This window comes from Patescibacteria group bacterium (assembly GCA_018817715.1).
Lineage (GTDB): Bacteria > Patescibacteriota > Patescibacteriia > Veblenbacterales > UBA10138 > JAHITT01.
Map to the genome: position 1 here is coordinate 88422 of JAHITT010000001.1, position 25763 is coordinate 114184.

Sequence of the window (25763 nt, forward strand, 5' to 3'; positions counted from 1 at the left end):
TAATAAATTAATATTAAGGTTCGATTACTAGTAGCAAGTTTTAGCTGTTAAAGCGTCTTTAATGTTAGTTATTCCTTAGCCGGCAGAGTAAAAGACATTTCAAGTCAAGCCGCCCATGGGTGGAAGAAGAGAAAGCAATATCAAATTTCCTTTTGCCCATTCGCCGAAGCGAAAAAAAAGAAAATCCATCTTTGCTAATCCCGTCCAACCTTGTGTCTTTAGAATCCACCAAAGGTGAACCTAAAGGACGGGTTAAACCCAGCCAGACAAAAAAGTCTGTTTACCCACTGGAGGTTTAAAAAACATTTAACAGGCGCGGTGTAGCTTTTATCTTAACCACTAGTCCTTACCTATAATTAGTTTACAATTTGTAAAAGAACTCGCGGGGAGTCACTAGACTCCGTCACCAAGGCAAATATATGTAAATATTGGCCGCAACGACAGAGAAATGACGATACTATTTTAATTTCAAATTACAAAGGTCAAATTTAAACCCTAAATCTTAAAATTTAAATCCTAAATAAATCCCAAATCACAATTTCCAAACTTACTTATCTTTTAACATCTCTTTGTTTTTAAGCTTAATTATTATGGAGTTAAAGATTAAGTTTAATTCCTTAGCTTCTTGCCATAATTTGCGAGCCGACTCCTTAACCTTTGGTTCGGCTTCCACCAACATTCTTAACCAGTGTTTAGTTTCACGAGCCTCTTTTTTACATATACCAAGCTTATGGATTAAATCTTTTTTAGACTCAGCATCATCTGCTTCACAAAAATTAGCTCCGATACTAGTAGCCGACCTTATTAATTGACTTATAATAGGTCTAATAACGGTATTATTGGACAAAGTTTTAACAAACTTTATAACAGCTATACCAAAGGTAGCTGTCCTGTTTTCTAAATCATACCTTGGCATTTTGGGTATTATTTAAGATTTAGAAATTAGGATTTGAGATTTTATTAAATTGTTAAACCCCTCCATAGGTTTATTTGTTAATTATTAATTTGTAATTTTATTTTAATTCCACTGTCTCACCTTCGGTTTTTAAGTCCTTAGTATTAGGCTGATTAGTTAACGGCTCGGCGGGTTTTTCTGTTTGAACGCCTTCTACCTTACTTTCAGGCTGTTCTGTACTATCTATTACCTCTTCTGCTTTATTGGTTATTTCTTCACCTTCTTGAACTTTTTGCAAAGCTAAGGTGTAAAATTTCTTTTCTATTAATTCCCTAGCCTCATTTAAACTGGCCTTGGCTTGTTTAGAAGCTTCTTTAACTGGTACCACGGTTTTTTTGGATTCAATAACAACTTTTAAAGGCTTAGTCTGAGGCAATCTAATAATTCTACCGTCCACGCCGTCTAATTTAGCTTCGGCTTTAGTAATTTGTGATTGCAAACGATTAGCCAAAACCTGGCCGTCGTTCTCGGGGGCGCCAAAGTTTACTAATAAAGCTAAAGAACTGTCGGATAATTTTTCCGTAACCTTAATAGCCGCCTTATAACCAGCTTCTTCGCCAACCTTATCTTTTAAATTAATTAATTGTTGAGCCAAGCGCTGGCTAGCCGAATCGTACAAAGCCACCAAATTAGCTTCTTGGCCGGCGGCCTGTAAACTAGCCTGAGCAAAACCAACACTAATATTATAGTCCCGTAACAAATTAGCTTGATCGGCTGGCTGGCCGGCCAATTTATTTATTTCTACCAAACGTTGATTAGCTAAATCCAAATAATATAAACCGCGGCTTAAAGGATTAGTTTGAAAAGACAACTGAACTTTTTCGGCTAAACGTTTAACACTGTATAAAGTTTGGCCGGGTAAGCTTTGGTTAGTAGCGCGAGCTACCGGCACTGTTCCACCAATTAACAAAAATACAGCCGCTACAATCGGCGCCAAACGAAAAGGCGCTACCACTAAACGGGTTTCCTTGGCCCACAACCAAACGCGTTCCTTAAAACTATAAGCCGAAGTTTTTTCTTGAGCTACTGTATTAAGTAACGTTTGTCTTAATTCCTGACGCCACAAAACTGGAGCCTGCTTAAGGTTCTGTAGTTCTTTTATTTGATTTAACAAATGGCGATCAGACATGATATTAAAAATCCTAAATCTTAAATCATAATTTCTAAAATAATTTTGGGAATTGTGCTTTGGAAATTATTTAGGGTTTAGAAATTAGAAATTATGATTTTGCTACCCTATTATCTTCTTAAGTTCTTGCAAAGCCCGATGGATTATTACTCTGGTGGCGGCTGGAGTTTTGCCAATAATTTTAGCAATCTCCTTAGGCTTAAAACCTTCCACGTGAGCTAGCACTATAACCTCCTGCCAAGCTGGTTTTAATTTTTTAATAGCAACTTCTATTTCACTTAAGCTAACTTGTTGTTGAGGAGATAAGTAGCGACTACCACCCGCTTCGTCACTTACTTGAATAGCTTCATCCAAAGGCAATTCTTCTTGACGCTCGCGATAATAATCTACTACTAAGTTACGAGCCATACGGTATAAAAAAGCTCGCAGATTATCCACTTGATTATTATTGTTGCGTAAATGCTGCCACAGTTTTAAAAATAACTCGGCTACTATATCCTGGGCTTGCTCTTTGGTTTTTACCCGGAACAAGATAAAGCGGAACAAAGCGTCCACATACTTATCGTATACTCGGGCAAAAGCCTCTTCGTCACCGTGCCTTATTTTAAAAAGCAGAATTTCTTCTTCAATCCTGCGTGATACTTGCATATATTATAGACGTAATTTATTACCAAACGTTACAGTTAATAAGCCGTACTGTACCCCAAAGCAAGCAAAAAAGCAAGCCTTTGGAATACAACTTTGTCTTAAGCTTTACAGCTACCTATAGTCTACAAATTATTAATTTTCTTAATTATTATACCCATAAAATACCGAGTTCTTAAACCAATAGCTTAAGGTAGCAGACAAAGTTGTTATACAGGGCAAGCTTTAAAGGCTTTGCTAAATACTACGTTAACCTAACCTTAAGGTAACAGTTGTTAACATATAATTTGGTTTATTTTAGCTAATTAATCATAAAAATATGGATGAAGCACCCTTAAAAATTAAATTTTAAGCTTCTTTTGCAAAATCCACCATAACCCCCTCCTTCGCTTTTAAGCTACGGAGAGTCCACCTTATTATTTATTTACAGTTATATAATAACTGTAAAATATAAGGCGGAGGTGGATAACTTGCTCTTAAAGTATAGAATAGTCTATACTTTAATAAAGATATCTAAAGTCTATCATCCAACATTAATCCAAAATATTTATTGAATTAATATCTAAAAAAATAATCATGACCACTTTACCAATTATACGAATATCCATTAGTGAAGCTGCTCGCCTTTTTGGCCTAAATCAAAAAACCATTCGCCAAGCTATTAAACTGGGACACATAAATTATGTAGTCGTGCGTGGTCGTTATAAACTTAATTTTGCCAGTGTTTTAGAATGGTCCCAATCTTCCACTCGTCGCCGGAATATTATGGCCAAAAACGGTTTAGGGTCTTATGTTGAGCAATGGAAAATTACTAACCGCAAATACTCCCCTCGCCCGCCAGTCTAAACCCCTAACCATCCCCTGTGTATAACATAGGCTAATTCGTACGAATTAGCCTATTAGTTTAATGTTAAAATATTGATAACCGCGTACACATAAGTAAAACCACTATATTAAGGAGGGATGGCTTTACTTCAACTACGCGGTTTTAAAGTACCAACTTTTTCTAATTACTTTAAAATAAATAAGCAGTGTCCTAGGTGCAATAGAACACTGCTTTGCGGTACTGTTACTGTTGGCGCTCGGGGTTATTTATGCCCCGGACTTAATTTTTAATACCGTCATGAACTTTACGACGGTTAATTAATTTTTGGTTTGGCTTGTTATTTCCGCTTTTCATAAAAACAAAAAGCCCAACCAATATAACCAAACCAATTACAAAATACCAATGCCAATCCATAATACTACCCCCTACTTTGTTTGTTTTCAAATAATATCATTTTTGCCAATAAACCAAACGGCACAACAATTGGTAAATAAGCTAACCAATAACCACCCAGTTTAAAACCAATAATTATACCAATCCACAAAAGAATACTGACAAAAAATAATATTTTTAATATTTTTAAATTAGCCATTTTTACACCTAATTTATTTGCCCCTACCTTAAACCCAGCCTAAAAAAATGTCAAATAAAAAAGCGGCTATATTAATTATAAATACGCCACTTTGTTTAGTACTTTTTATTTTATTTTTAACAAGCAATCGACCCGGAATTGGGGGGAGAAATAGGTCGATTGCCTGGCTAAGACAGGGGCCAGCCAGATATCCCCTGTTTTCTCTCCTTTTCCCGTTAGGAGGTTGTTCTGTCCCTTTTGGACTGCCAATGCCACTTCCCAAATAAAAATGAATACTTAATTGCCATAAAAATAACCAACAAATTAAAACAAGTTATTATGACTAAATAAGCATCATAAGCAATGTCAGCCAAAGAATTAAAAGCTGATAATATTGATTCCATTACCTTCCTTTTATTTTTGATAATTTTTTTGCGTCCCAATAAAAAAATGAAAATACAAAAAATACAGTAAAACAGGATATAACAATACAAGAAACCAAGAGAATAATAACGAAATAAATAATTTCCCAATTAATTAGGTTAATCCAATAATTCCACATTTTATTCCTCCGAACTATTTAGTTTATTTTTTAATTTATTATAATTTGGCAATTTAATTATTCTTACCAGGCCAATAATAACTAAACACAGGGATAAAACTACTGTTGTAAATAGAACAATTTTAAAAGCTGGCTGAAAATTCATTCACATCTCCTTTTTGGGTTTGCGAGTTTTTAAAGTATTTTTTGTTTTAAGTACTTTATAATATCCACAAAAAACGCATTTGTCAATCCTTTTCAAGGGATAAACTTAAATATTATAAATAAAAATTCTATTTTTTGACGTCAAAAAATAGAATTCAAAGTAACTATAAGGAATTATAGTGATACCTCTTTAACCCACTCCTTAATAAGTAGAATATACCCTCAAGTTCAAAAAACTTCAATACATCGACAAATACTACTCGGAAATAATTATCAAATTCTTACTTACCAATTCATCCAAAGTAGCGTTAAGTTTAATAGTTTTTCCATCACGACTAACTGTAAATTCAATTTTAGTGCCTGGCCGATACTGTTGTATAGCCGCTGATAAACTTAATCTATCTAAACGCTGATTATCTACGGTCAGAATAACATCATTTTCTTTAAAACCAGCCGCTGCTGCTGGTGTTTTAGCAGTTACAGCTGATAATTTGCCAGCCGTTAATAAAATAGCGCCTTCGGCTAATTTTATATCTTCGGGAATAAAAGTTTTTAACCAATTACTTTGTGAATAAGCTACGCCCAACCTCGGCCTTCTTACCTGCTTATCGGCGAATAAACCGTCGATTATAGCACCAATAGAATCAATAGGTACAATCGCCCGCCACTCACCTTCCCACTTACCAAGCAAACCTAAAACCTCACCACGAGTATTACTTATGGGCATACCAGCCATACCTTGTGGTATGGTTTGGTCCAATAAATATCTATCGGGTAAAACTTCCGAAGAGACTACTAAATCAGTCCGACTGGCTGCTCCCTTAGCTGTTAAACTGGATAAACGTCGAACATAAAAAGAAGGAACAATATTTTGACTATTCTTACCAACAGCCAACACAGTTTGCCCTAAAGATAAACCACCAGAATTAGCAAAAGCAGTCGCTGTTAAATTATTAGCTTTAACTTTAAGGTAAGTTAAAGGTACGGTGGGGTCGACTACTATAGCTTCCACGGCATGCACCGCGCCATCATCAGTTGAAACCACCAAATTTTTACTGGCCGTACTAACTACTGCCTGAGTCGTTACTATCCAACCATCGCTAGATAAAACCAATCCTTGTCCCAAAGATTCCGACCACAAATAAGCCTGATCCAATAAGTCGGCGTCTTTTTTTAATTCACGAGCTACAAAAACTGCCACGACTGATTTACTAAAATAGCCAACTGTTTGCTGATTAAATTCCGGTGATAAAGCTACCGTTGTTCTTACTGGCTTATCGGTTAAAGGCAGAGCCACACTTGACTGCCAAATATTTACCACAATAATTGCACCAATAAACCCGGCTAATAAAGACATTATCACCACAACAATTAAACCGCCCCAACCAGCCAAACCTCGGCCTTTATCATTTTTAGGCGTCTTAAAAAAACGACTATTTCGTTCGCGATAAATACTACGAACTTCTTTTTCGTAATCTAAATTATCATTTTTTTCTGATGTTGGATGAGTCATAACTATTTTCTAAATTTATTAAAACCAAGCGGCGGTTAATAATACTAAAAATAAAACTATTAATAAAATTATTATTTCTTGAATATATTGGCGTTTATTAATAAAACCTTGAGCTTCCTGATTTAAACTTAAAGCCAAAATAATATAAATTACAGCCAAACAAAAACCCGATACATAAGAATCAAGGGGTAGCCACATCACTAATACAAAAGCTTGCAATTGAATAAACAAAGCAGCTAATCCATAAGGCCAGTGTTTGGCCAATGACCAATTATTAACTTGCATTAAACCCCAAAACAAAAAAGGTAACGGACTAAAAAATACAGCTAACAATTTCCAAAAAGAAACATCCAAATAAACCAAAAAATTATTAGCCGAAGCACCTAAAATAAAAACAGTTACTGCACCAACCACCATAGTTGGCATAGGTCCGGCAGCCCTAGCTAAAGCAAAAAATTTTTGAGCATGCCTTTGCCACTCGCTTAAATACCACCAAGACAAAGCCATAAAAATAAATAAAAATATTATTCTTTGCCAGGTATAATTAAAAAATAACCAAAGATTAAAACTCCCACTCCAAAATAAAAACAAAAACAAACTACCCGCTAACCAGGCAGTCAAATAATCAATTTTAAACCAAAAAAACCAAACTAATAATAACAATAAAATAGACCAAACTACAGCTGTTAAAGGTAAAAAAATTGGTTGCCACCAAGTAACCAGTAAATCCAAAACCGCCAAAATTATAAAAAAACTAACCAATTTATTAGCCCAACTATGGCTACGAGTAGGTAATTGCCTAAACAGCAAGTTACTCCAAGATGTTATTTGAAAAAATCTATTATTAAAAACCATAACTTACTTTAATCCGATTCATCAACTAATAAAGCAGTTAACTTAGATTGATATTCAACTAATTTATCAGAAGACATTTTATCTTGCTTTAATTCATCCTTTAATTTATCAGCCGTTAACATTAAATCCAAATGATGCGCTTGTTCTTGTAAGGGAACATTAAGAGCTAAAATTCCCTGACGTAACTCCTCCACCATTGCTAAATCCTCTTTATCCATTGGTTCTGCTAAAGTAAGTCTAAATTTATTTGTTAAATCAGTTAAACCTTTCTGATAAATTTTTTCCACCGGCAAAGCCGCTTCAGCAAATAAGGTAGCGACTGATTGCTGATTAACCACTGCTTCATTAGATTTAACTTTTTCCGCTGAATTCTTAACAAAATAGTTAAACCAAACCAAACCGACCAATAATAAAATTACGGCTGCTACAATAATAAAAGGAGTAAAACGAATTTTCATAACTAACTTTATTATAACCCCTAAAGTAAGCCCCGACAACCTTAGTCTAAGCCAATAAACCCATTTCGGCCACTTGAGCCAAAGAAACCTCCACCAATTCGCCTGATACTGGATGAGCCAATAAAACCCTAAGGGTTAAGGTGTGCTCGTTAGCATCATACTGATATTCTACAGTTGTACCCGAACCTATTCGTTTAGAATAAATAGTTTTTTTACCGATTATTTTAGGCGTACTTAAAAGTTCAAACCTCATTAAACCTTGGTCACTAATAAATTCCACATATTCCAAATGGCCTGCTTCATCGGCTAAAGCTTGCTTACCGCTTTGAGCCGCCGGAAAACGTTCTTTTAATTTGGCTGCTAAATCTTTCCAACGTTCGTGAGTCATAATAATAGAATTAAGAATAAGGGATTTATAATAATTAAAAATCAAAATTAAAAATGTGTTCCTTATCAACCTCATAAGTACTCATTGATTTTTGATGCTCTGGTGTATAAATTTTAGTAATAACAAATTTACCAGTAGTCGTCCCTTTGGCCGCATTAATAGTTTGTTCTATTATTTGAATATGACCCCAATACAACCATTGGTTATTAACATTATGAACTAAAAAAACCCGAAGGGGTGCCGGATGAAATAATCTAAAACCTGGCTTATCAAAAAAAGAAAAAACTCGGCCAGCAAAATTATCAGCCGTAAAAGGTTTTTTTAAATGTTTTTTCAAATCTAATTCTTCAGGAAAACCCTGTTGACTAGTTAACTGTAAAGTGTCATTAAATTCTATTTTACTACCCATAATTAATTGTTTTATTTATTCTAAATATTTTTTACCCTTTAAATTGTCTGGCAAATAATCTTGATCCACCGGCTCTTTAAAATCGGGGTTATATTTATAACCCTTACCATAACCCAAATTTTTCATTAATTTAGTCGGAGCATTTCTTAAATGAAGGGGCACGGAATCGTCGATTGTTTTAAAAACATCCTCTTGTACTTTTAAATAAGCTTTATACAAAGCGTTAGATTTAGGGGCTTTAGCTAAATAAACCGTAGCTTGGGCCAAGGCCACATTACACTCCGGCATACCCAACTGATGCGCCGCTTGAAAAGCGGCCACGGCCTGCAATAAAGCATTGGGATCGGCTAAACCAATATCTTCTGAAGCAAACCTAACTAATCGACGAGCCACATATAAAGGCTCTCCACCAGCTTCCAGCATTCTAGCTAACCAATACAAAGCCGCATTAGCATCGGAACCTCTTAAGGATTTATGCAGGGCTGATATTAAATTATAATGTTCTTGTCCGTTTTTATCGTATTTTAAATGGGTGCGCTGTAAACTCTGCTGAAGAACTTGCTCGGTTAATTCTGCTTGGTTATTTTTTAAACTGGATTTAACAGCTAATTCTAAAACATTCAAAGCTAAACGGGAATCACCGTTAGCTAAATTAGCTATATAATCTACAGCTTGTTCGACACCAGTTATTTTATAATTTCCTAAACCCCTTTCTTTATCCACCAGGGCCCGCTTTAAAATATTTTTTAAATTATCAGCTGACAAAGATTGTAAAACAATTACCCGAACTCGAGACAACAAAGCGCTAATTACTTCAAAAGAGGGATTTTCTGTGGTAGCACCAATTAAAGTTATGGCACCGTTTTCCACATAAGGCAGTAAGGCATCTTGTTGGGCTTTATTCCAACGATGTATTTCATCTACAAATAAGATAGTCCGAAGGCTATTTAATTTACGACGATCAATGGCCTGTTTTATTTCCGTGCGCAAATCGGCCAAACCACTACTAACGGCGGACATTTGAACAAAATACGATTGACTAACCGAAGCGATAATTCTAGCCAAAGTAGTTTTACCTGTGCCCGGTGGCCCCCAAAAAATCAAAGACGGTACTTCGTCTTTCTCCAATAAACGCCTTAATAATTTATCTGGTCCAACTACTTCCAGTTGCCCTTCAAATTCATCCCAGGTTAACGGCCGCAAACGATCGGCCAAAGGAGCTTCCTTTTTTAACAAATCGTCTAAAGCGGCCTGCCATAAATCAGCTGAATTGTTTCTTTTGGTTAGCATAATTATTATTTTAATTATACCATGCCTGACTATATTGTTATTTACTTAAATTTACTTATAAATTATTAACTTATAATTGACAAAAAAGTATAAAAAGTGTATAATAATTCCAATTTAATACCTACTTAAATCCCCTTAAACGTCTGGGGATTTTTTATTGTTTAAAAAATATCTTAAAAAAACATTAAATAACCCAATAACAAACTCAAAATCATACGATATATTCCAAAAATAATAAAATTATGATTCTGAATATATTTGAGTAAAAATTTAATAGCCAACAAGGCCACAATAAAAGAAACAACCAAACCAATTAACAATACATCCACCTGCTGACTAATCAACCACCAATCACTTTTTAATAAATCCCACAAAGTAGCGGCAACCATAGTTGGCACAGCTAATAAAAAAGAAAATTCCACAATTGTTTTACGCGGTAAACCAACAGCTAAACCACCAACAATTGTGGCTGCGGCCCTAGAAACACCCGGCACCATAGCAAGCGACTGAGCCAAACCAATCCATAAAGCCTGCCGGTAAGATACATTATCCTCAGCTATTTTTTTAATTTCTTTTGTCTGATAAATTTTTTCAAAAACAATTAAACCACAACCACCCAAAAATAAAGCTACCAGCACCACCAAAGAATTACCTAACAAGTAAGCTTTTATAAACTTATAAAAAACTAACCCCAAAACAGCTGTGGGAACAAAAGCTACAGCTAATTTTTTAATAGTTTCCCAATTCAATAACAAACGACGCCAATACAAAACCACCACAGCTAAAATAGCTCCTAATTGGATAACTATTTCATAACTTTTTAAAAATTCGCTGGCTGGCAATTTTAACCATTGTCCGACCAGTATTAAATGTCCAGTGGAAGAAATAGGTAAAAATTCGGTTATACCCTCTACCACGCCCAATATAATAGAATGCCACCAAGTCATATTATTTTAGTATATCAATTTAAAAGCCAAATTAAAAACAGCTTCCGCTGTTTATTATTTATCAATCAATTTAATCAATACCTTATCACCGAATAATGATCGGGGTACTGGGACTCCCGCTCGCTCCGACTCGCGTCCCGGGGCGCTACACTCAGGCGAGCTACCCTAGTTCGCTCGCCTTTCTCGCACCCTTCGAGTCCTGCTAAACTTAAAAGATATAAAAACTATTTCTTTCGGAAATAGTTTTCTTATTTGGTCGGGGTACTGGGACTCGAACCCAGAATCTCACGCACCCGAAGCGTGCGCCTTACCAATTAGGCCATACCCCGATGAATAATATTCTATTAACAACTTTTTAAATTTTCTTCCCACTCCTGATTTTAAAAATAATTCTCTATGCAAAGCGTCTTTTTTGCAATAATAACTCTCATAATAAACCAATTTAAAGGGACGATTTTGCTTAGTCCAAAAATTTGAACCTACGTTATGCTGCTCTAATCTAATCAAAGGCAACTCTGCTGTACAACCAACATATATTTTACTGTTCCTTAAACTTACTAACAAATAAACAAAATACATATTCCCCCCTCCTTATCTATAACCTCAGCCAGAGGCTGATCCGCCTTTGGCGGAAATTAGGCCATACCCCGAAGTTATTACAGCAAAACTAAGTATAAACACAACGATATTTTTTGTCGAGAAACTTTTTTAATTAATTATTTTTCTTTCGTCTCACCCAAATGAAATAACACTATTTTATTAACCTCGGTCATTCGACTATTAGCTTTATCCCATAAACCCTTCACCACTAATTTTTTACCAACTTTTATTTTTTTATCTTGATTAACAGATTTGGGATCTATAATTACGGTTTGGGACGACAAAACAACCTCAACTAAACCATGCATTTTAGTTTGCAAATAAATTATCCCCGCTGGTTCATTATATTTTTCAACCGTACCCAAAAGAGCTGATAACTTCTTTTGCAAGGAAATATCGCGGGCCAATTTAGCTTCAATTAAGTCATTATCAACCTGCCGACCTAAAATTTGCATGACATGTCCAGTGGCTAATTCTTGAGCAGTCAAACCAGACCACCAGCGGCTGTAAATTCCAAAAATACCACCTAATTTCACAGTATATAAATTATCATCACTCAAAACTTGCAAACTCCCCTCATCCACACCAATAACTTCCGCCTTCGGTAAAAAAACATAATGCGAATTATATGTCGTCTGACTGGCCCCAACTGGTTGGCCGATCAACAACAAACCAACAACTAAACAAAAAATTGCTACTTTAACAAAATTCATAAAAATAATTAATCGTTTTATTTAGGACCAATCCTGTTTTTTATTAAGCCTTTTAAGCAAAGCTGCCAAACCGGTTAAAACCGCTACTGCCAGCAACAAAGCTAAAATATAGCTGAAAAATGGCGTTAAAGCAACTAGCAACTTATCTAACCAAAAAACCATTATCTGACCAAAGGGATAATTCAACAAACCAGCCAACAACCATAACAATAAACAAAATAAAGCTAAAGCCACTAAACCAGCCAAAGCATAATTAAGATCTGTTGGCGAAGGGACTAAATGAGCAGCCAAACTTAAAATTAAGTAAAAAAATAACCAAGTTTGCCAAGCGGTTAAATTAAGCGCCGTTATAATCTGCCAAATAAAACTAAACCACCGACTAAAATAATCAACCAAACTTAACCAAGAATCAGCTCCTAAAGGCACTAAAGGCACAGCCGGAAATTCCGGCAACAACCACCAAGCTACTAACCAACTTATCAATATACCGCCGACTAAAGGAAACAACGAAATAATTATTAATTTAAAAGGGTTAGAAGTACTTTCGTGCGTTACCGAACCTAACTCCTGCCGACCACCCTTGGGTCTTTTAGGCCACAAAGATACTCCCATCACTTTAGTAAAAGTTAACAAAGCGGCCACCAAATGAGAAAGTTCGTGCACCAATACGCCGGGCCAAAAAATTATTATATAAGCTCTTTGGCCAATCAAATCAACCAACCAACGGTTTATTAAACGAGACAAAACCAAAATTACCACCACCACGACAACAATTGATATTAAAATAGCCAACATAAAATTTTGATTACTTGTTAAAAATCTTTAAACCAGCCTGCCAATACTCTGGCCAACCTAATTGATCGGCTTTAAGCCACCACTCTATCCCCCAAACAAAACCTTCATTAAAACCAATCTTATAAAAATAATTTACATTATTATTAAACCTGGCCAAACTCATAGATTTTTGCACTTGTTCATAAGTTATATTATTAAGTCCGTCAGGCGCCCAAGGTTCTAGCTGTAACTCACTAATAATAATATCTTTAACCCATAAACTAGCTAGAGCCGCTTTTAACCTATACCAAACAGCCGGCAGTGGATAAGTAAAATAACCAGTTAAAGGATTCCAAGTAACCCGATAAAGAGTTACGCCCTGCACATCAGCCAAACTAGCTGTTTCCCACCAGGCCGATAATTCTCCTGAATCAGTCAATAAAATCGGACGACTAGAATCTAGCCGTCTAAGCAAATTAACTTCTTTAACCAAACGATGCCAATTAGGCACTGGACAATTACCAAAAGTAAAAAGTGGTTCATTTTCCAACTGCCACCTAACAATCGCTTCATTAGCCTGATAATGAGCCACTACTTGCTCTAACATACTAAACAAACGTTCATCTACTTCATCCGGTCGCAAGTTTTTTAACCAATCAGGATCATGACATTCCGGCCAACGTGGTAATTTACGACCAATGGCTAAAGTCACTGCGATATTATTTTGCTTGGCTAGACTAATCAAACTGTCCAATTCAACAAAATCAAATTGGCCAGACTGTTTTTCTATATCGTCCCAATTAGCTTGTAAGCGAATCTGTTTAGGTTTTAATTCTCTAATTATTTTTTCATAAGATTCAAAAACATCCAACCCCAAATAACGGGCCTGCTCAGCAGAAAAAGTCGCTACCAAAAGCGGCTGATTATTCTTAGGCCAGGTCTTCAGCCTTACTAAACCAACCACTATAACTAATAAAATAATTAAAAAAAACCACTTTAGATATTTCATATCTTAAGAAATACTTAAAAGCCACAAACCCACTACGACAGCAAAAGTACCAATTATTTTACGTACCGCTGTTTGGCCACCAAATTCATCTTTAAATAATTGCGGATATTTAAAAGAAACCACTAAAGCCATAATTAATAAAAAAACATATTGCACACCCTGCAAAGCGTTTACCAAAGTCACACTGGCTAAAGATATGGCATAGCTAGTCAACAAACCAGACAAAGCACCAGAAGCCTGGCCACCAATAAAAGCAAATTTAACTTTAGCACCGCTTTTAAAACTATTAACAAAAGTTTGCCAAGTACCAGGGATTAATAATAAAAATAAACTGGCCAAAAAGACACCTAAACGAATCAACACTAAACCCGCAAAAAAAGAACTTTGTTCAAAAGTAATCTTTAAAAAAACATAAGACAAAGCAAAAGCCAAAGCTGAACCTATGGCCAACCCCAAAGACCGTCCGCGCAAACCGCCCGGACCACCCACCATAAAAAAACCACCCACCACCAAAACAATAAAAGCACTTAAAGCCAAAGGGCTTAAACGCTCACCAATCATTAACCAAGAAGCAGCAAAAACAAACAATGGACTTAAACTACCAATAAAAGCCGGCACCCGTGAGGCCTCACCCACTGCTAAAACTTTAAACATCAACCATAAACCCAAAGCAAAAAAGAAACCAGCTATTAAACCCAAACCCATAGCCGAACCACTTGGCCAAACTATCCAAGGCAACAAAACCAATACTAACAAGCCTAAAATAGCTTGCAACAAAGTATAAACCGCCGGTTCTCTAAGCTCCTGCCGATTAAGCAAAGCTTTATCCACGGCCAAGGCTGTAGCGTTAAAAAAATAACCAATGGAAGCCCAAATTAGCCAACTCATAATAATCCGTTAAAAATTACACCTACTATAAAAAATAAATAAATCATTACTAAAACCGCGCCTTCTCGCCGGTTAATATTACCGGCGGTACTAGAAAATACCATAAAACCAACTAACAGCATAAGCATCACGGTGGCTAAAAAAATGAACGAACCGCCCAAGGGTATAAATACCGGCTTGATAAACGATAATAAACCTAATACCAAAACATTAGCCATGGCACTGCCTAATAAATTACCCAAAGATAATTCCCGAGCGCGACTACGCCAAGCGCTTAAAGCTAAGCTAATTTCTGGAAGATTGGTGCCGATGGAAAAAATTAACAAACCAGCTATCAAATTTGGTATACCCAATCGACCTATCAAATTCATAGTTACGTCCATTATAAAATTACTTAATACCATAATGACGCCCAAACCTAACATCATATAAATGATATTACGTAAATTACTAGCCCCTGGTTCAACCTGAACAGAAGTATTTAATTTTTCCTTAGTGTCTATTAAATGGGAAAGCAAAAAACCATACAAAGCCACCATTAACAAACCATCTAACCAACTTAAACTGCCATCAGCCGCCAACCACACTGGCAATCCCAAAAAAACAATAATGGAAAATATATCCCGCCGAGAAAAACTTGCCTCTACTTCTAATTTACCTAAAAAAATAGCACTCAAACCAGCTATTAAACCAATTAAAACCACAATACCCCCCACCAAATTACCATAAGCTAACTGGCCGGACTGCTTAAAAAAAGACTGCAAACCGACAAAAAATTCTGGCATGGAAGTAAGTATGCCTAAAAGAATACCTAACCAAACATGCTTAATTCCCAAATGCCCACCCAATTTTTTAACATTAATAATCACCCAATCAGCTGCTTGGCCAATCAGGTAAAATAAAATTACTAATAAAACTGTTAAACCGACAGTTACCCACATAAAGACTTTTTAATTATAGCACAATAATCTAATATTTATCTTTATAAAACCACCCCTCTTCCCGACCGCTTTTTTAAGAAGCAGTCAACAAAGAGAGGTGGTTTATTTTTTTAGATTAGTCAGTGGGCGACCAACCAATCTAAACCTTAATTACAGAATGGCGTCCTTAGCGGCTTTAGCCAACCTGAATTTAACAACGGTCTTAGCCGGAATTTTTATGCTTTCACCGGTAGCTGGATTGCGGCCCATGCGAGCGGCGCGCTGCTTTTTGACCAGCTTACCAAGACCATGAACTGTAAACTCGCCTGATTTCTTAGTCTCGCGGTAAGCGAGAGAAACCAAAGCTTCCAAGGTGGCGACAACCTCTTTTTTGCTGTGACCGGTTGTTTCGGCCAGGTTAGCCAACACCTGAGATTTAGACATACCTTTAGCCATAGGGGTAAGGTAGGGTTAAACGAATTAGCTTAATCAGTATAGCAAAAACCCCTAAAAACACCTAATCCACAAGGGCTTTTACTTATTTTTTGTCAAGGGGTTAAGGGTTAAAATCAAGTTGACAAAAAACTTACTTAAAGAGAAAATACCAGACAATTTATTAAAACAAAAAAAGCTACTTAAAAACAACTGATTCTAAGGAGGTTTAAAATGTTTTATAATAATGATTTAATATACCCCTGGTTTTTAGAATTTTCCCCTTCCGAAAGGAAATTAATTAAAAAATTTTTCCAGCTTATAAACCTGGGTTTAGAAAAGCTGCAATTTTCACCAAAATCAAATGTGCTAGTGGAAATTGAGTTACTTGGTTTTATTAATTCTACTCATAAAGGAAACAATCATTTGGCTTGCGACTTTATTAGCGACCGAATGATGGAATTGGTAGAAAGAGTAATAGAAAAGGAAAATACTACCATAAAACCGTTATGCTGGAGCAATATAACAATTAACAAAAAAACATATCCTATTACGGTAACGCTAGAAAATTTATTCAATGGTACAAAAACTCAAAAATATCTAATTAAAATTAGAAACAAAGACTCTATTCAAACAGAAAAAATTTATAACAAACCTATAAAAAAAGAAAACCAAACAAATTTCGAAGAAAACTATTTATAACTTAAAAGAGCTGCCCTAAAAGCAGCTCTATTTTATTTATAAAAATTTAAATACCAAAGGTAAAACTTTTTACCATTTTTTCAAACACCTGACTACTGTCAGCTAATTCTAGAATTTGCCAATAAATAAACCGGAAAGATTGATTATCGCGTCTGATTTGATACTCAATCACTTTTGTTTCCTGACCAGCTGAATCTTTTTTTACACCTTCATATCTAATAGCTGGTAACCCGCCCACCTGAGCCTCACTTTTGGTAAATATATCTAAACCAGAACTTAATTCATTTAATTCTTGACCAGAAACCTCTATAACAATCTGCCCTAAAATATCAGCTGATAAACCGGGCAAAGGCTTAGAACTAGTCATAAAATAATCTTCTACATGGGGATAACCGGCGCCGATTTGGCTCTTTATATAATGCCGCCAATACCAACGATTAGGCCTATCAATTGTATAACCAACAGAACGATTAACATAAGGTACAAAAGTTAGGCCATCCATTTCCTGGCTGTCAGCTGTTAAATCGTCGCTAACCATCTCGATTGATTCATTATCAACCAGTTCAGTTTGATTGGTCTTTAAAAAACCAACTTTATTATAAACAATCACAGCCACCGCTAGTAAAATAACAACCACTCCGTAAATAATCATTTTATTCTTCATAAATCAAAAAACTTAATACTTAGCCATCACTCTTAGTATTATACAATAAATATTCCACAAAAACAAGTGATAACTTTTTATTTTTTATTAAACAAAGACCACCCTAAAACTAAAATAAATAACAAAACACCGAATAAAACCACGGTCGGACCACTGGGCAAATCTAAATAATAAGATAAAACTAAACCAGCCAAAGTAACCACTTGAGCAAAAATCAAACTAAAAACGACTAACTGATTCAAAGAACGGGCCACCACTTTAGCACTGGCCACAGGAACTATTAAAAGGGCACTAACTAAAATTACACCCATAATTTTTATACCCAACACTACAGCCAAAGCCAAAGCAACATATAAGGCTAACTGCAAAAAACGAACAGGTTTTTGGGAAACATAGGCTGTTTCCGCATCCAAAGACCATAGAATCAAAGATCGAAAATTGTAAATTACAAAAACCATTATAAAAAAACCAATCAATAAAACATACCACAATTCCACCTGACGGATAGCTAAAATATTACCAAATAAAAAACTCATCAAATCAGGCTGATAACCCGGCAATAAACTAATTAGCAAAACACCCAAAGACATCCCACCAGTAAAAATTAAACCAATAATCGTATCGGTTGATAAACGCCAATACTTTTCCACAAAATAAACCAACAAAGCAAAAAATATACTCAAAGATAAAGCCGTCAATAAAGGACTCCAGGAAAAAATAAGACCAATAGCCACACTAGCTAAAGAAGCATGAGCCAAACCATCAGCAAAAAAAGACATCTGCCTAAGCACCACAAAAATACCTAAACTAGCCATTAACAAAGCCAACATTAAGCCGGCTATCAAGGCCCGTTGCATAAAAGGATATTGTAAAATTTCCCACATAAATTAATGATTGTGCTTGGCTAAATTTATTTCTCCGCCATATAATTTTTTTAAAACTTCCGGAGTAATTGCCTGCTTAGGAACTCCCGAGCATATTAAATGTTTATCCAAACAAACCACCTGACTGGCCTGGGCATAAACCATACTTAATTCGTGTGAAACCATAACTATAGTAACACCGTGCTCTTTATTTTGATGGGCCAATAATTGATAAAAATCTTTCTCCCCTTCTACATCCACACCGGCCGTTGGCTCGTCTAAAAATAAAATTTTAGGATCGTTAAGCAAAGCCCGAGCTATTAAAACCCGTTGCAATTGTCCACCCGATAAAACCCCCAACATTTTACCACCATACTTTAACATCTCCACTTCTTTAAGAGCGTGTTTTAAACGAGAAGGTTTTCCAGTCGGCGAAGAAAATTTTAAAAATTCCTCAACAGTTAAAGGGAACGTCCTATCAAAAGAAAAACGCTGAGGCACATAACCAACCTGGCCTAAAAAATCCCTAGGTGATTGACCAAATAATTTTATTTCTCCAGTATAAGGCACTAAACCTAAAAAAGCTTTTAATAAAGTTGTTTTGCCAGAACCATTGGGCCCGATTATAGCCACCACTGCTCCGGCCGTTACCGTAAAACTAATATTATCCAAAATTTTTTGGTTGCCTAAAATAACTGTCAAATTACTGATATTAATAGCTGAGTTAGTCTCGTAAGGCTTCATAAAGAGTGTCTATATTATAACGTAATAAATCCACATAACTAAATCGACCAACCGACCCACCTAAAGGATCTAAAACGAATAATTTAAGATGCAGATCATCTAACAATGGTTTAAGGCTGTCGTTAGCAAACTGTGGTTCAGAAAAAATTACTTTAAGACCATAACGGGTAGCGGCATCATAAATGTCTTTAAGTTGTTGAGGCGTTGGTTGACGACCAGGTGAAGCTTCAAAAACGCCCACCACCTTTAAATTAAATTCGGCTGCTAAATAATTAAAGGACTCATGAAAAAGTATTAAATCCTTGGTACTTAAGCTACTTAATTTTTCCTGACCGTCTGCGGCTACTTTTACTAATTCATTATTTAAAATTTGTAAATTTTTATAATAATAAGCCTGCCCCGCCGGATCCAAAGCGACCAAAATATCATAAATATTACCAGCCATTATTCGGCCATTAACAGTCGACAACCAATAATGCGGATCAGCGGAAGACTCTCCTTCTTCTTGATCATGGTGAGTAAAAGCCAGCTGTTTTAAAGTTATTCCTTTGGTTACTTGATAAACTTGCTTAACCGGCAATCCATCGGCTAGTTGGCTAAACCAATTATCCAAACCATAACCAATAGTAAAAACTGCCTGGGCTGATTGCAAATTTTTAATATCTGAGGGTTTTATTTCAAAAGTATGAGGGCTAACACCCGGCGATAATAAACTTACCACCCTTACTCTATTTTGACCGATTTGTTTAACTAAATCAGCCAAAGGATAAACAGTAGCCACCACCTGCAAAACTTGATTACCAACCACCTGAGGTTTTACCTGACTAGTCGACCGCTTATACACCAAGCCACCAATAATCAATAAAATTAAACCTACACCAATTAATAAATAAATAAAAAAACTTTTCATAACCAATTAAATCTAAGAACAAGCCTGGCAAAGACCAGTTAAAACTAACTGATGACTAACTTTTTTAAACCCTTTGATTTTAGAAAAATTGTGCTGACAAGGTAAGCAAGCTACCTTACGGCATTTAAAACAACTAATATGATGATGTGGTTGATCAGCCAAATAATATCTTTTATCTTTACCGAATATTTCTGCAAAAACAAAACCCAAACTAACAAATAAATCCAAAGCCCGATAAATCGAAACTAAATCTATTCCCTGTTTTTTTAATCTTTGATAAATTACTTTAACAGCCACGGGCTGCTTTAGCTGTTTTAAAACAGCTAAAACCTGCAGACGTGGTTTGGTTAATCGATAACCCTGGGCAGTTAACACATTAACTGATTGCTTCATAAATAACATTTTAACAAACCTAAACTATTATTGCAAATGGTTTGCAATAATTATTAACCACCTAATTAATCTATAAAAAATTCAATAAAGAATTATAATTTATAAAACCCAACCATTTATAAGCCAAGGCCACCCACCAATCAAATTTATTCCAGACCATTAAAACACCTAACCCAATAAGAAACAAACCACCCAAATAGGAAATAATTCTTAAGTATCTACCCCAACGATGTAAATAATGTCCGATTGAACCTAAGCTAATAGCGGCCACTAAAAAAGGCACCGCCAAGCCCGCGGCAAAAATTAATAATAATAAAGCACCAGTTCCTAAGCTAGCTTGGCTAGAAGCCAATAATAAAATTGAACCTAAAATGGGCCCAACACAAGGAGTCCAACCAAAAGCAAATACCACACCGAATAAAAAGGAAGCCAAAGGCCGGCCTGGTTGTAAAACATTAACTAAAGACCAACGACTATTTTTTTGTAAAAATCCAAAACCAGACCATTTATCACCCCACAATAAAAATAAACCAAAAAATATAACCAATAGGCCACCCCAACGAGCTAATAAAAACCGGTAACTACCTAACCCAGAACCAGCCCAACCAACTAGACCACCCAACACCACAAAAACTAAACTAAAACCTAAAACATACCATAAGCCATTTTTAAAAACCCGCCAACGAAGCCCCAAAGACATAGGACCGTCTTGCCAATCCTTAAAAGACAAGCCACTAATAAAACCCAAATAACCAGGTAATAATGGCAAAGTACAAGGAGCCAAAAAAGTCAGCACCCCAGCTAAAAAAGCTGGCCCAGCCAAGCCGATTAAGCTTAAATCTAACATTTAATTACTCCTTCTGACCACCGATTTTTTCAAAAGCCCGCAAAACCTCTAAAGGCACAGCAAAAATTATAGTATTAGACTGATCAGAGCTAACATCGTTAATAGACTGCAAAGTTCTTAAATGCAAAGCACCTTGACTAGAAGACATTATTTGAGCCGCTTTGGCCATATTATCAGCTGCAATAACTTCACCTTCAGCTTTAATTATTACAGATCGTTTTTCTCGCTCCGCCTCTGCTTGTTTACCAATAACGCGTTTCATTTCTTCGGGCAAAGTAATATCTTTTAAGTCCACCGAATCTACTTTAATACCCCAAGGATCCGTTAACTTATCCACGATTTCCCGAATCCTTTCGGAAATCTTATCGCGATTACTTAACAACTCATCTAATTCCACTTCACCAACAACATTACGCATAGTAGTTTGCGCTAGTTGAGAAATGGCATATTTATAATCTTCCACTTCCAAAATAACTTTTTCGGCTGATTGAACTTTATAATAAATTACCGCATTGACCCGGACAGAAATATTATCTTTGGTAATAGCTTCCTGGTCCGGCACATCCACGGCTTTAACGCGCATATCCACCTTAACGTAACTTTGAAAAATCGGTATAACTAAACGCCAACCCGGCTCCATAATGGCCGTAAATTTCCCCAAAGTAAATCTAACCCCCCTCTCATACTGATTTATTTGGCGGATACAAATAATTAATAAAAATAGAACTGCTAAAGGAATAAAATACATAAAAATTTTAATTAATAATCAGCTAATAAATTATAGCACAAAACCTGTTTAAATTAACTATAAAACTTAGAAGTTCTATTAATCAAAATAAGGAATTCCCCACCACAACCAAGGATCAACATAGCGGTATTTACAACCTAAGTTGGCTAATTGCGCCAAATCCGCCTCAGTTAAAGAAAAATCAAATACCTCAATATTATCCTTAATTCTCGACTGGCTAACGCTTTTAGGAATAACCACGGTTTGGCGTTGAATAGCCCAACGAATAAGAATTTGTGCTGGTGTTTTTTTATGGCGGGCGGCAATCTGTTTAAGTTGACTGTCTTGTAATAAGACTGGAGCCTCCAATTGATTTACAAAATTACCTGGCGAACCCAAAGGTGAATAAGCCGTAACAGTTAAACCCTGAGCCTGGCAAAAAGCCACTAAACGATCCTGAGAATTATAAGGATGCAATTCCACTTGATTGACCGCTGGCTGAATTCTGGCATAAGTTAAAATATCCATAATCATCGGTCCAGTAAAATTAGCCAAACCTATGGCTTTAGCCAAACCTTTATCTACTAACTCTTCCATAGCCTGCCAGGTCTGCTGTAAAGACACTTTAACTGTTGGCGGTTGATTGTCGCCATTATTAATCCCCTGAGCCACTCCCCAATGCATTAAATAAAGGTCCACATAATCTACCTGTAAATCCTGCAAAGTTTTTTGACAAGCCGGCAAAACATCTTGGGGAGCATGCTTAGTATTCCATAATTTACTGGTGATAAATAATTCCTCCCGTTTTAGACCGCTAGCGAAAATATTACTAAAGGCTTGACCGATTTCCGGCTCATTGCCGTAAATTGCCGCACAATCAATATGACGATAACCGGCCTTAAGAACAGCAAAATTAACAGCTTCACCCACCTGACCAGGCTGGGACTTCCAAGTACCCAAACCAACCAACGGCATTTTAGCCTGGTTGTTTAGGGTGATAAATTTTTCAACTTGATCCATACAAATTTTATTATTTAAAAATTACTAATAATTCAAGCTATCTATATCATCCTGATAACGATTCGCCAAAGCCACAACACTGTCACCATAAAAACTATAAGCCGGGTTAACCGAACCGGCAAAATACTTCATAGCGGCTGTCCACTCGCCCGATTGCTGCCTAGCGCCATCGGCGCCTAACTTTACACCAGCGGCCACAAAAGCATCCCGAATATCCCAAGGATTAGCTGTCCGGCCAGTAATCTTGGCTACTTTATCCCGATAACCAAGCCAAGTGGAAGGAATAAATTGAGCCGGGCCCATAGCACCACCCCAGCCGATTTGCTTACCCTGTTTATCGCGCATTGGGCAAGACACCGGTGTAGTGTCGGGATCCAAACCTAACTCCTTGGTAATTTGCAAAAAAGGCTCTTGGTCGCGGGTCGGTTTCATAATTACCCGCCAGCCTTTTTCTGGCGGGTCACTGGCCCGATTGCAAGTGCCGACATTTTTACCCAAATTGGACTCTTGAGTTAAAACCGCCAACAAAAAAGCTGCTCTAACACCGGTTCGCTCCGATACCCATTGAGCAATTTGCACAGCTTCGCCAAAAGTAACCCGCTTGGTCGTACCAAAAAGTTCATAAATACGGGCCCGAATTTCATCAGCCTTCTTTTTTTTATCTTTTAAAAGTTGTTGATAAGCTGCTTCTTGACCTTTGGTTTGGCTAAGCAAATTATCTTGTTGAGAGATATTTTGGGATAAAGAATTTTTTTGTAAATTAGCGATGGAAATTAAATTTTTTTGACCCTCCCGTTGATTTTCCAAATTTTTTTTATAATCAACCAGCTTTAAACCTTCTTCCTTGGAATGCTCTAACAAACTAAACAACTGATCACTTAATAATTTATAAGTTTGGATTTCATCAAAAAAACCAGAAATACCTTTATCGTACAAAAACATGTTAAAAACCGTATTCTGCTGACTGGTAATATGCAACTGCCGTATAATTTTCGCCATTTCCTTATGTAAACCAGTAAGCCTCTGCTCGTTAATATCAATATCACCTTGGGTTTTGTTAATCTGCTTTTCTGTGCCTTGTAGTTGCAAGGTGGTTTGCTTAATCTGCAAAGCAATGGATGATTGTTTTATCCTAAGTTCGCGAATTTTATTATTCAGGGTGGCTTTTTGTGATTGAGTGCGACCTAGTTCTTTAGTGTACTGTTCAATTTGCACTTCAATTTCTTTTAATTCCTGCTCTAACCTCTGCTGTTCAACCTGCAATTGCTGTTGGGTGACACTCCCCTGCCCTAAAGCGCTTAAATAAGGCCAAAACAAAAAATTGACTACTAAAATTATTGATAATACAAACTTAAATTTCATAACAAGTTTGATTATACCATAAGAGACTAAATCAAATCGAAAAATTGATGCTGACAAAATAAACTTTCTTCCCTTGTACTAACGTGTTAACACGTTGGTACAAGGGTAAAATTTGATTTATAATTTATATCAAATTCACTGACTATTACCTTGAAACTTCAACTATGCTCTGTTATCTTAACTATACAAAGAAAAATTATTTAATCCAATAACTAATGTCTATAAAAATTGCCGCTGGCCAAATTGAAGTTGGTGACAATATTGAAAAAAATCTACAAAAAATACTACTAGCCATTACCACAGCCGCCGCCCAGCAGGCCGACTACCTTTGCCTACCAGAAATCTGTTTGGTATCTGATGAAAAACTAATACGTAATATTAATAAAGAAATCGAACAAATTAAACAAGCTGCCAAAAAATATAAAATAAATGTTATCTTTGGCACTTACCTTAAAATAGACGGCCATATTAGAAATCAATTGTGGGTAATTAACAAAAATGGCGAAACTATTCATAAGTACAACAAAAAACACACTTTTTTTACCGAACGCTCCACAGTCAAAGAAGGAAAAAACAATAAAGTATTAACTATAGATAATTTAAACTTTGCTGTTATAAACTGCTGGGATTACGCCTATCCGGAAGATATACGAAAACTGGCTCGTGATGGTGCCCAGGTTATTTTTTGTCCTAGCTACCTAGTATCACATCCTCACACTAAAGAAGTTTTAGATAAAATACCCCAAGTGCGAGCTTTTGATTCTATGTCTTACTTTATTATGGTGGATGCTTTTAATAAAGAAACTTTTAAACGTAGCAAAATTTGTCATCCGCTTAAAACCCTCTCCAGCCTATCTGATTCGCCGGGTATTATTTACGCTACAATTGAATTAACCGCTATTACTAAACTGCGTCAGCGTTTTTTGAATTTATAAAAAACTATCTAAAAATCCCTTAAAAATATCTTAGGGATTTTTTGTTTTAGGGATAGTAAAAATTTCGTCTCGTACCCTTCGATTCCTCTTATTTATCCAACTAAAAACAAAACACCCCACCCAAACGGTGAGGTAATTTGTCTTGGCAGGGGTGGTAGGAATCGAACCCACGTCATTGGTTTTGGAGACCAAGGTCCTGCCACTGAACGACACCCCCATAATCCGCACTTAACGGATTACTTGGTCTCTTTATGTAAAACGTGCTTCTTACACCAATTGCAATGCTTTTTGGTTTCCAAACGAGTTTTAACTTTTTTCTTGTTACGGAAAGAATGGTAGTTAATGCGATGACAATCGCTACACTCCATCTTAATAAGATTATCCTGTGACATATAATATAGAAAGTAATAATTAAAATTAATTTTAAACTGGAGCCGATGGTCGGGTTCGAACCGACGACCTACAGTTTACAAAACTGTTGCTCTACCAACTGAGCTACATCGGCCCATTCTTTAATAATTTATGGTTCACCCTAAGCAAGCACAGCGAGTTGAATGGTGGGCCGAGT

Annotated in this window: 32 protein-coding genes and 3 tRNA genes; 3 read left to right on the forward strand and 32 right to left on the reverse strand. The window is 36.1% G+C overall.

Annotation, left to right across the window (positions count from 1 at the left end; genetic code table 11):
* Window positions 1–547: 547 nt before the first annotated feature.
* From KKC17_00470 to KKC17_00480, 3 genes are all read right to left on the reverse strand, one after another.
* The gene (locus KKC17_00470) at window positions 548–916 is read right to left on the reverse strand and encodes a four helix bundle protein (GenBank protein ID MBU1038703.1); all 369 of its coding nucleotides are present in this window, start codon (window positions 914–916) and stop codon (window positions 548–550) included.
* A gap of 97 nt (window positions 917–1013) precedes the next feature.
* Complete coding sequence (locus tag KKC17_00475; GenBank protein ID MBU1038704.1) at window positions 1014–2084, reverse strand: hypothetical protein; 1071 nt, start codon at window positions 2082–2084, stop codon at window positions 1014–1016.
* A 102-nt stretch (window positions 2085–2186) separates the two neighbouring features.
* Window positions 2187–2732, reverse strand: a complete 546-nt coding sequence (locus tag KKC17_00480) for an RNA polymerase sigma factor (protein MBU1038705.1) — start codon at window positions 2730–2732, stop codon at window positions 2187–2189.
* A 573-nt stretch (window positions 2733–3305) separates the two neighbouring features.
* Between KKC17_00480 and KKC17_00485 the strand changes: the two genes are divergently transcribed.
* A complete protein-coding gene (locus KKC17_00485; protein MBU1038706.1) occupies window positions 3306–3575 on the forward strand; it encodes an excisionase family DNA-binding protein in 270 nt (89 codons plus the stop codon).
* A 398-nt stretch (window positions 3576–3973) separates the two neighbouring features.
* Here KKC17_00485 and KKC17_00490 read toward each other — a convergent pair whose 3' ends face one another.
* The 17 genes from KKC17_00490 to KKC17_00570 all read right to left on the reverse strand — a co-directional run bounded on the left by KKC17_00490 (window position 3974) and on the right by KKC17_00570 (window position 16052).
* Window positions 3974–4147, reverse strand: coding sequence for a hypothetical protein (locus KKC17_00490; GenBank protein MBU1038707.1), 174 nt, complete (start codon window positions 4145–4147; stop codon window positions 3974–3976).
* A 215-nt stretch (window positions 4148–4362) separates the two neighbouring features.
* Window positions 4363–4530, reverse strand: coding sequence for a hypothetical protein (locus KKC17_00495; protein ID MBU1038708.1), 168 nt, complete (start codon window positions 4528–4530; stop codon window positions 4363–4365).
* A gap of 558 nt (window positions 4531–5088) precedes the next feature.
* Window positions 5089–6345: a S1C family serine protease gene (locus tag KKC17_00500; protein ID MBU1038709.1), complete on the reverse strand. Its 1257-nt coding sequence runs from the start codon at window positions 6343–6345 to the stop codon at window positions 5089–5091.
* Between the two features lie 18 nt (window positions 6346–6363).
* Complete coding sequence (locus tag KKC17_00505) at window positions 6364–7200, reverse strand: hypothetical protein (protein MBU1038710.1); 837 nt, start codon at window positions 7198–7200, stop codon at window positions 6364–6366.
* A gap of 8 nt (window positions 7201–7208) precedes the next feature.
* Window positions 7209–7658 carry a hypothetical protein gene (locus KKC17_00510; GenBank protein ID MBU1038711.1) on the reverse strand — a complete coding sequence of 150 codons (450 nt, stop codon included), beginning with the start codon at window positions 7656–7658 and terminating at the stop codon, window positions 7209–7211.
* Window positions 7659–7704: 46 nt separating this feature from the next.
* Window positions 7705–8046 (reverse strand): hypothetical protein, encoded by a 342-nt coding sequence (locus KKC17_00515; protein MBU1038712.1) that lies wholly within the window; start codon window positions 8044–8046, stop codon window positions 7705–7707.
* A gap of 34 nt (window positions 8047–8080) precedes the next feature.
* Window positions 8081–8455, reverse strand: a complete 375-nt coding sequence (locus tag KKC17_00520) for a hypothetical protein (GenBank protein ID MBU1038713.1) — start codon at window positions 8453–8455, stop codon at window positions 8081–8083.
* A gap of 15 nt (window positions 8456–8470) precedes the next feature.
* Window positions 8471–9745, reverse strand: a complete 1275-nt coding sequence (locus KKC17_00525; GenBank protein ID MBU1038714.1) for a replication-associated recombination protein A — start codon at window positions 9743–9745, stop codon at window positions 8471–8473.
* Window positions 9746–9918: 173 nt separating this feature from the next.
* On the reverse strand, window positions 9919–10692 hold the full coding sequence (locus KKC17_00530) for an undecaprenyl-diphosphate phosphatase (GenBank protein ID MBU1038715.1): 774 nt from the start codon (window positions 10690–10692) through the stop codon (window positions 9919–9921).
* A gap of 253 nt (window positions 10693–10945) precedes the next feature.
* Window positions 10946–11021: transfer RNA gene (locus KKC17_00535), tRNA-Pro, on the reverse strand.
* Entirely contained in the window at window positions 10978–11271 is a 294-nt protein-coding gene (locus tag KKC17_00540) for a GIY-YIG nuclease family protein (GenBank protein MBU1038716.1), read from the reverse strand. Before KKC17_00540 ends, KKC17_00535 begins: the two co-directional genes overlap by 44 nt.
* A 137-nt stretch (window positions 11272–11408) precedes the next feature.
* Window positions 11409–12005 (reverse strand): hypothetical protein, encoded by a 597-nt coding sequence (locus KKC17_00545; protein MBU1038717.1) that lies wholly within the window; start codon window positions 12003–12005, stop codon window positions 11409–11411.
* A 21-nt stretch (window positions 12006–12026) separates the two neighbouring features.
* Window positions 12027–12800, reverse strand: a complete 774-nt coding sequence (locus KKC17_00550; GenBank protein MBU1038718.1) for a hypothetical protein — start codon at window positions 12798–12800, stop codon at window positions 12027–12029.
* Window positions 12801–12810: 10 nt separating this feature from the next.
* A complete protein-coding gene (locus KKC17_00555) occupies window positions 12811–13788 on the reverse strand; it encodes a beta-galactosidase (GenBank protein MBU1038719.1) in 978 nt (325 codons plus the stop codon).
* A gap of 3 nt (window positions 13789–13791) precedes the next feature.
* A complete protein-coding gene (locus KKC17_00560; GenBank protein ID MBU1038720.1) occupies window positions 13792–14676 on the reverse strand; it encodes a DMT family transporter in 885 nt (294 codons plus the stop codon).
* On the reverse strand, window positions 14673–15617 hold the full coding sequence (locus KKC17_00565) for a hypothetical protein (protein ID MBU1038721.1): 945 nt from the start codon (window positions 15615–15617) through the stop codon (window positions 14673–14675). Before KKC17_00565 ends, KKC17_00560 begins: the two co-directional genes overlap by 4 nt.
* 150 nt (window positions 15618–15767) lie before the next feature.
* The gene (locus tag KKC17_00570) at window positions 15768–16052 is read right to left on the reverse strand and encodes an HU family DNA-binding protein (GenBank protein ID MBU1038722.1); all 285 of its coding nucleotides are present in this window, start codon (window positions 16050–16052) and stop codon (window positions 15768–15770) included.
* A gap of 210 nt (window positions 16053–16262) precedes the next feature.
* Here KKC17_00570 and KKC17_00575 point away from each other — a divergent pair, with 210 nt between their 5' ends.
* Window positions 16263–16730 carry a hypothetical protein gene (locus tag KKC17_00575; GenBank protein MBU1038723.1) on the forward strand — a complete coding sequence of 156 codons (468 nt, stop codon included), beginning with the start codon at window positions 16263–16265 and terminating at the stop codon, window positions 16728–16730.
* A gap of 46 nt (window positions 16731–16776) precedes the next feature.
* Here the strand turns inward: KKC17_00575 and KKC17_00580 are convergent, their stop codons facing one another.
* The 9 genes from KKC17_00580 to KKC17_00620 all read right to left on the reverse strand — a co-directional run bounded on the left by KKC17_00580 (window position 16777) and on the right by KKC17_00620 (window position 24260).
* On the reverse strand, window positions 16777–17394 hold the full coding sequence (locus KKC17_00580) for a hypothetical protein (protein MBU1038724.1): 618 nt from the start codon (window positions 17392–17394) through the stop codon (window positions 16777–16779).
* 77 nt (window positions 17395–17471) lie between these two features.
* Entirely contained in the window at window positions 17472–18278 is an 807-nt protein-coding gene (locus tag KKC17_00585; protein MBU1038725.1) for a metal ABC transporter permease, read from the reverse strand.
* A 3-nt stretch (window positions 18279–18281) separates the two neighbouring features.
* A complete protein-coding gene (locus KKC17_00590; GenBank protein ID MBU1038726.1) occupies window positions 18282–19001 on the reverse strand; it encodes a metal ABC transporter ATP-binding protein in 720 nt (239 codons plus the stop codon).
* Entirely contained in the window at window positions 18982–19911 is a 930-nt protein-coding gene (locus KKC17_00595; protein ID MBU1038727.1) for a metal ABC transporter substrate-binding protein, read from the reverse strand. Before KKC17_00595 ends, KKC17_00590 begins: the two co-directional genes overlap by 20 nt.
* Before the next feature lie 12 nt (window positions 19912–19923).
* Entirely contained in the window at window positions 19924–20304 is a 381-nt protein-coding gene (locus KKC17_00600) for a transcriptional repressor (protein ID MBU1038728.1), read from the reverse strand.
* Window positions 20305–20374: 70 nt separating this feature from the next.
* On the reverse strand, window positions 20375–21151 hold the full coding sequence (locus KKC17_00605) for a cytochrome c biogenesis protein CcdA (GenBank protein ID MBU1038729.1): 777 nt from the start codon (window positions 21149–21151) through the stop codon (window positions 20375–20377).
* 4 nt (window positions 21152–21155) lie between these two features.
* On the reverse strand, window positions 21156–21899 hold the full coding sequence (locus KKC17_00610; protein ID MBU1038730.1) for a slipin family protein: 744 nt from the start codon (window positions 21897–21899) through the stop codon (window positions 21156–21158).
* A 78-nt stretch (window positions 21900–21977) separates the two neighbouring features.
* Window positions 21978–22898, reverse strand: coding sequence for an aldo/keto reductase (locus tag KKC17_00615; GenBank protein MBU1038731.1), 921 nt, complete (start codon window positions 22896–22898; stop codon window positions 21978–21980).
* A gap of 24 nt (window positions 22899–22922) precedes the next feature.
* Window positions 22923–24260 (reverse strand): lytic murein transglycosylase, encoded by a 1338-nt coding sequence (locus tag KKC17_00620; GenBank protein MBU1038732.1) that lies wholly within the window; start codon window positions 24258–24260, stop codon window positions 22923–22925.
* Window positions 24261–24475: 215 nt separating this feature from the next.
* On the opposite strand from KKC17_00620, the gene KKC17_00625 reads away from it, so the two are divergent.
* Window positions 24476–25195, forward strand: a complete 720-nt coding sequence (locus tag KKC17_00625; GenBank protein MBU1038733.1) for a carbon-nitrogen hydrolase family protein — start codon at window positions 24476–24478, stop codon at window positions 25193–25195.
* A gap of 143 nt (window positions 25196–25338) precedes the next feature.
* Here KKC17_00625 and KKC17_00630 read toward each other — a convergent pair.
* The 3 genes from KKC17_00630 to KKC17_00640 all read right to left on the reverse strand — a co-directional run bounded on the left by KKC17_00630 (window position 25339) and on the right by KKC17_00640 (window position 25700).
* Window positions 25339–25412, reverse strand: a tRNA-Trp gene (locus KKC17_00630).
* 19 nt (window positions 25413–25431) lie between these two features.
* The gene (gene rpmG, locus KKC17_00635; protein ID MBU1038734.1) at window positions 25432–25587 is read right to left on the reverse strand and encodes a 50S ribosomal protein L33; all 156 of its coding nucleotides are present in this window, start codon (window positions 25585–25587) and stop codon (window positions 25432–25434) included.
* Window positions 25588–25624: 37 nt separating this feature from the next.
* Window positions 25625–25700, reverse strand: a tRNA-Thr gene (locus KKC17_00640).
* Window positions 25701–25763 lie beyond the last annotated feature (63 nt).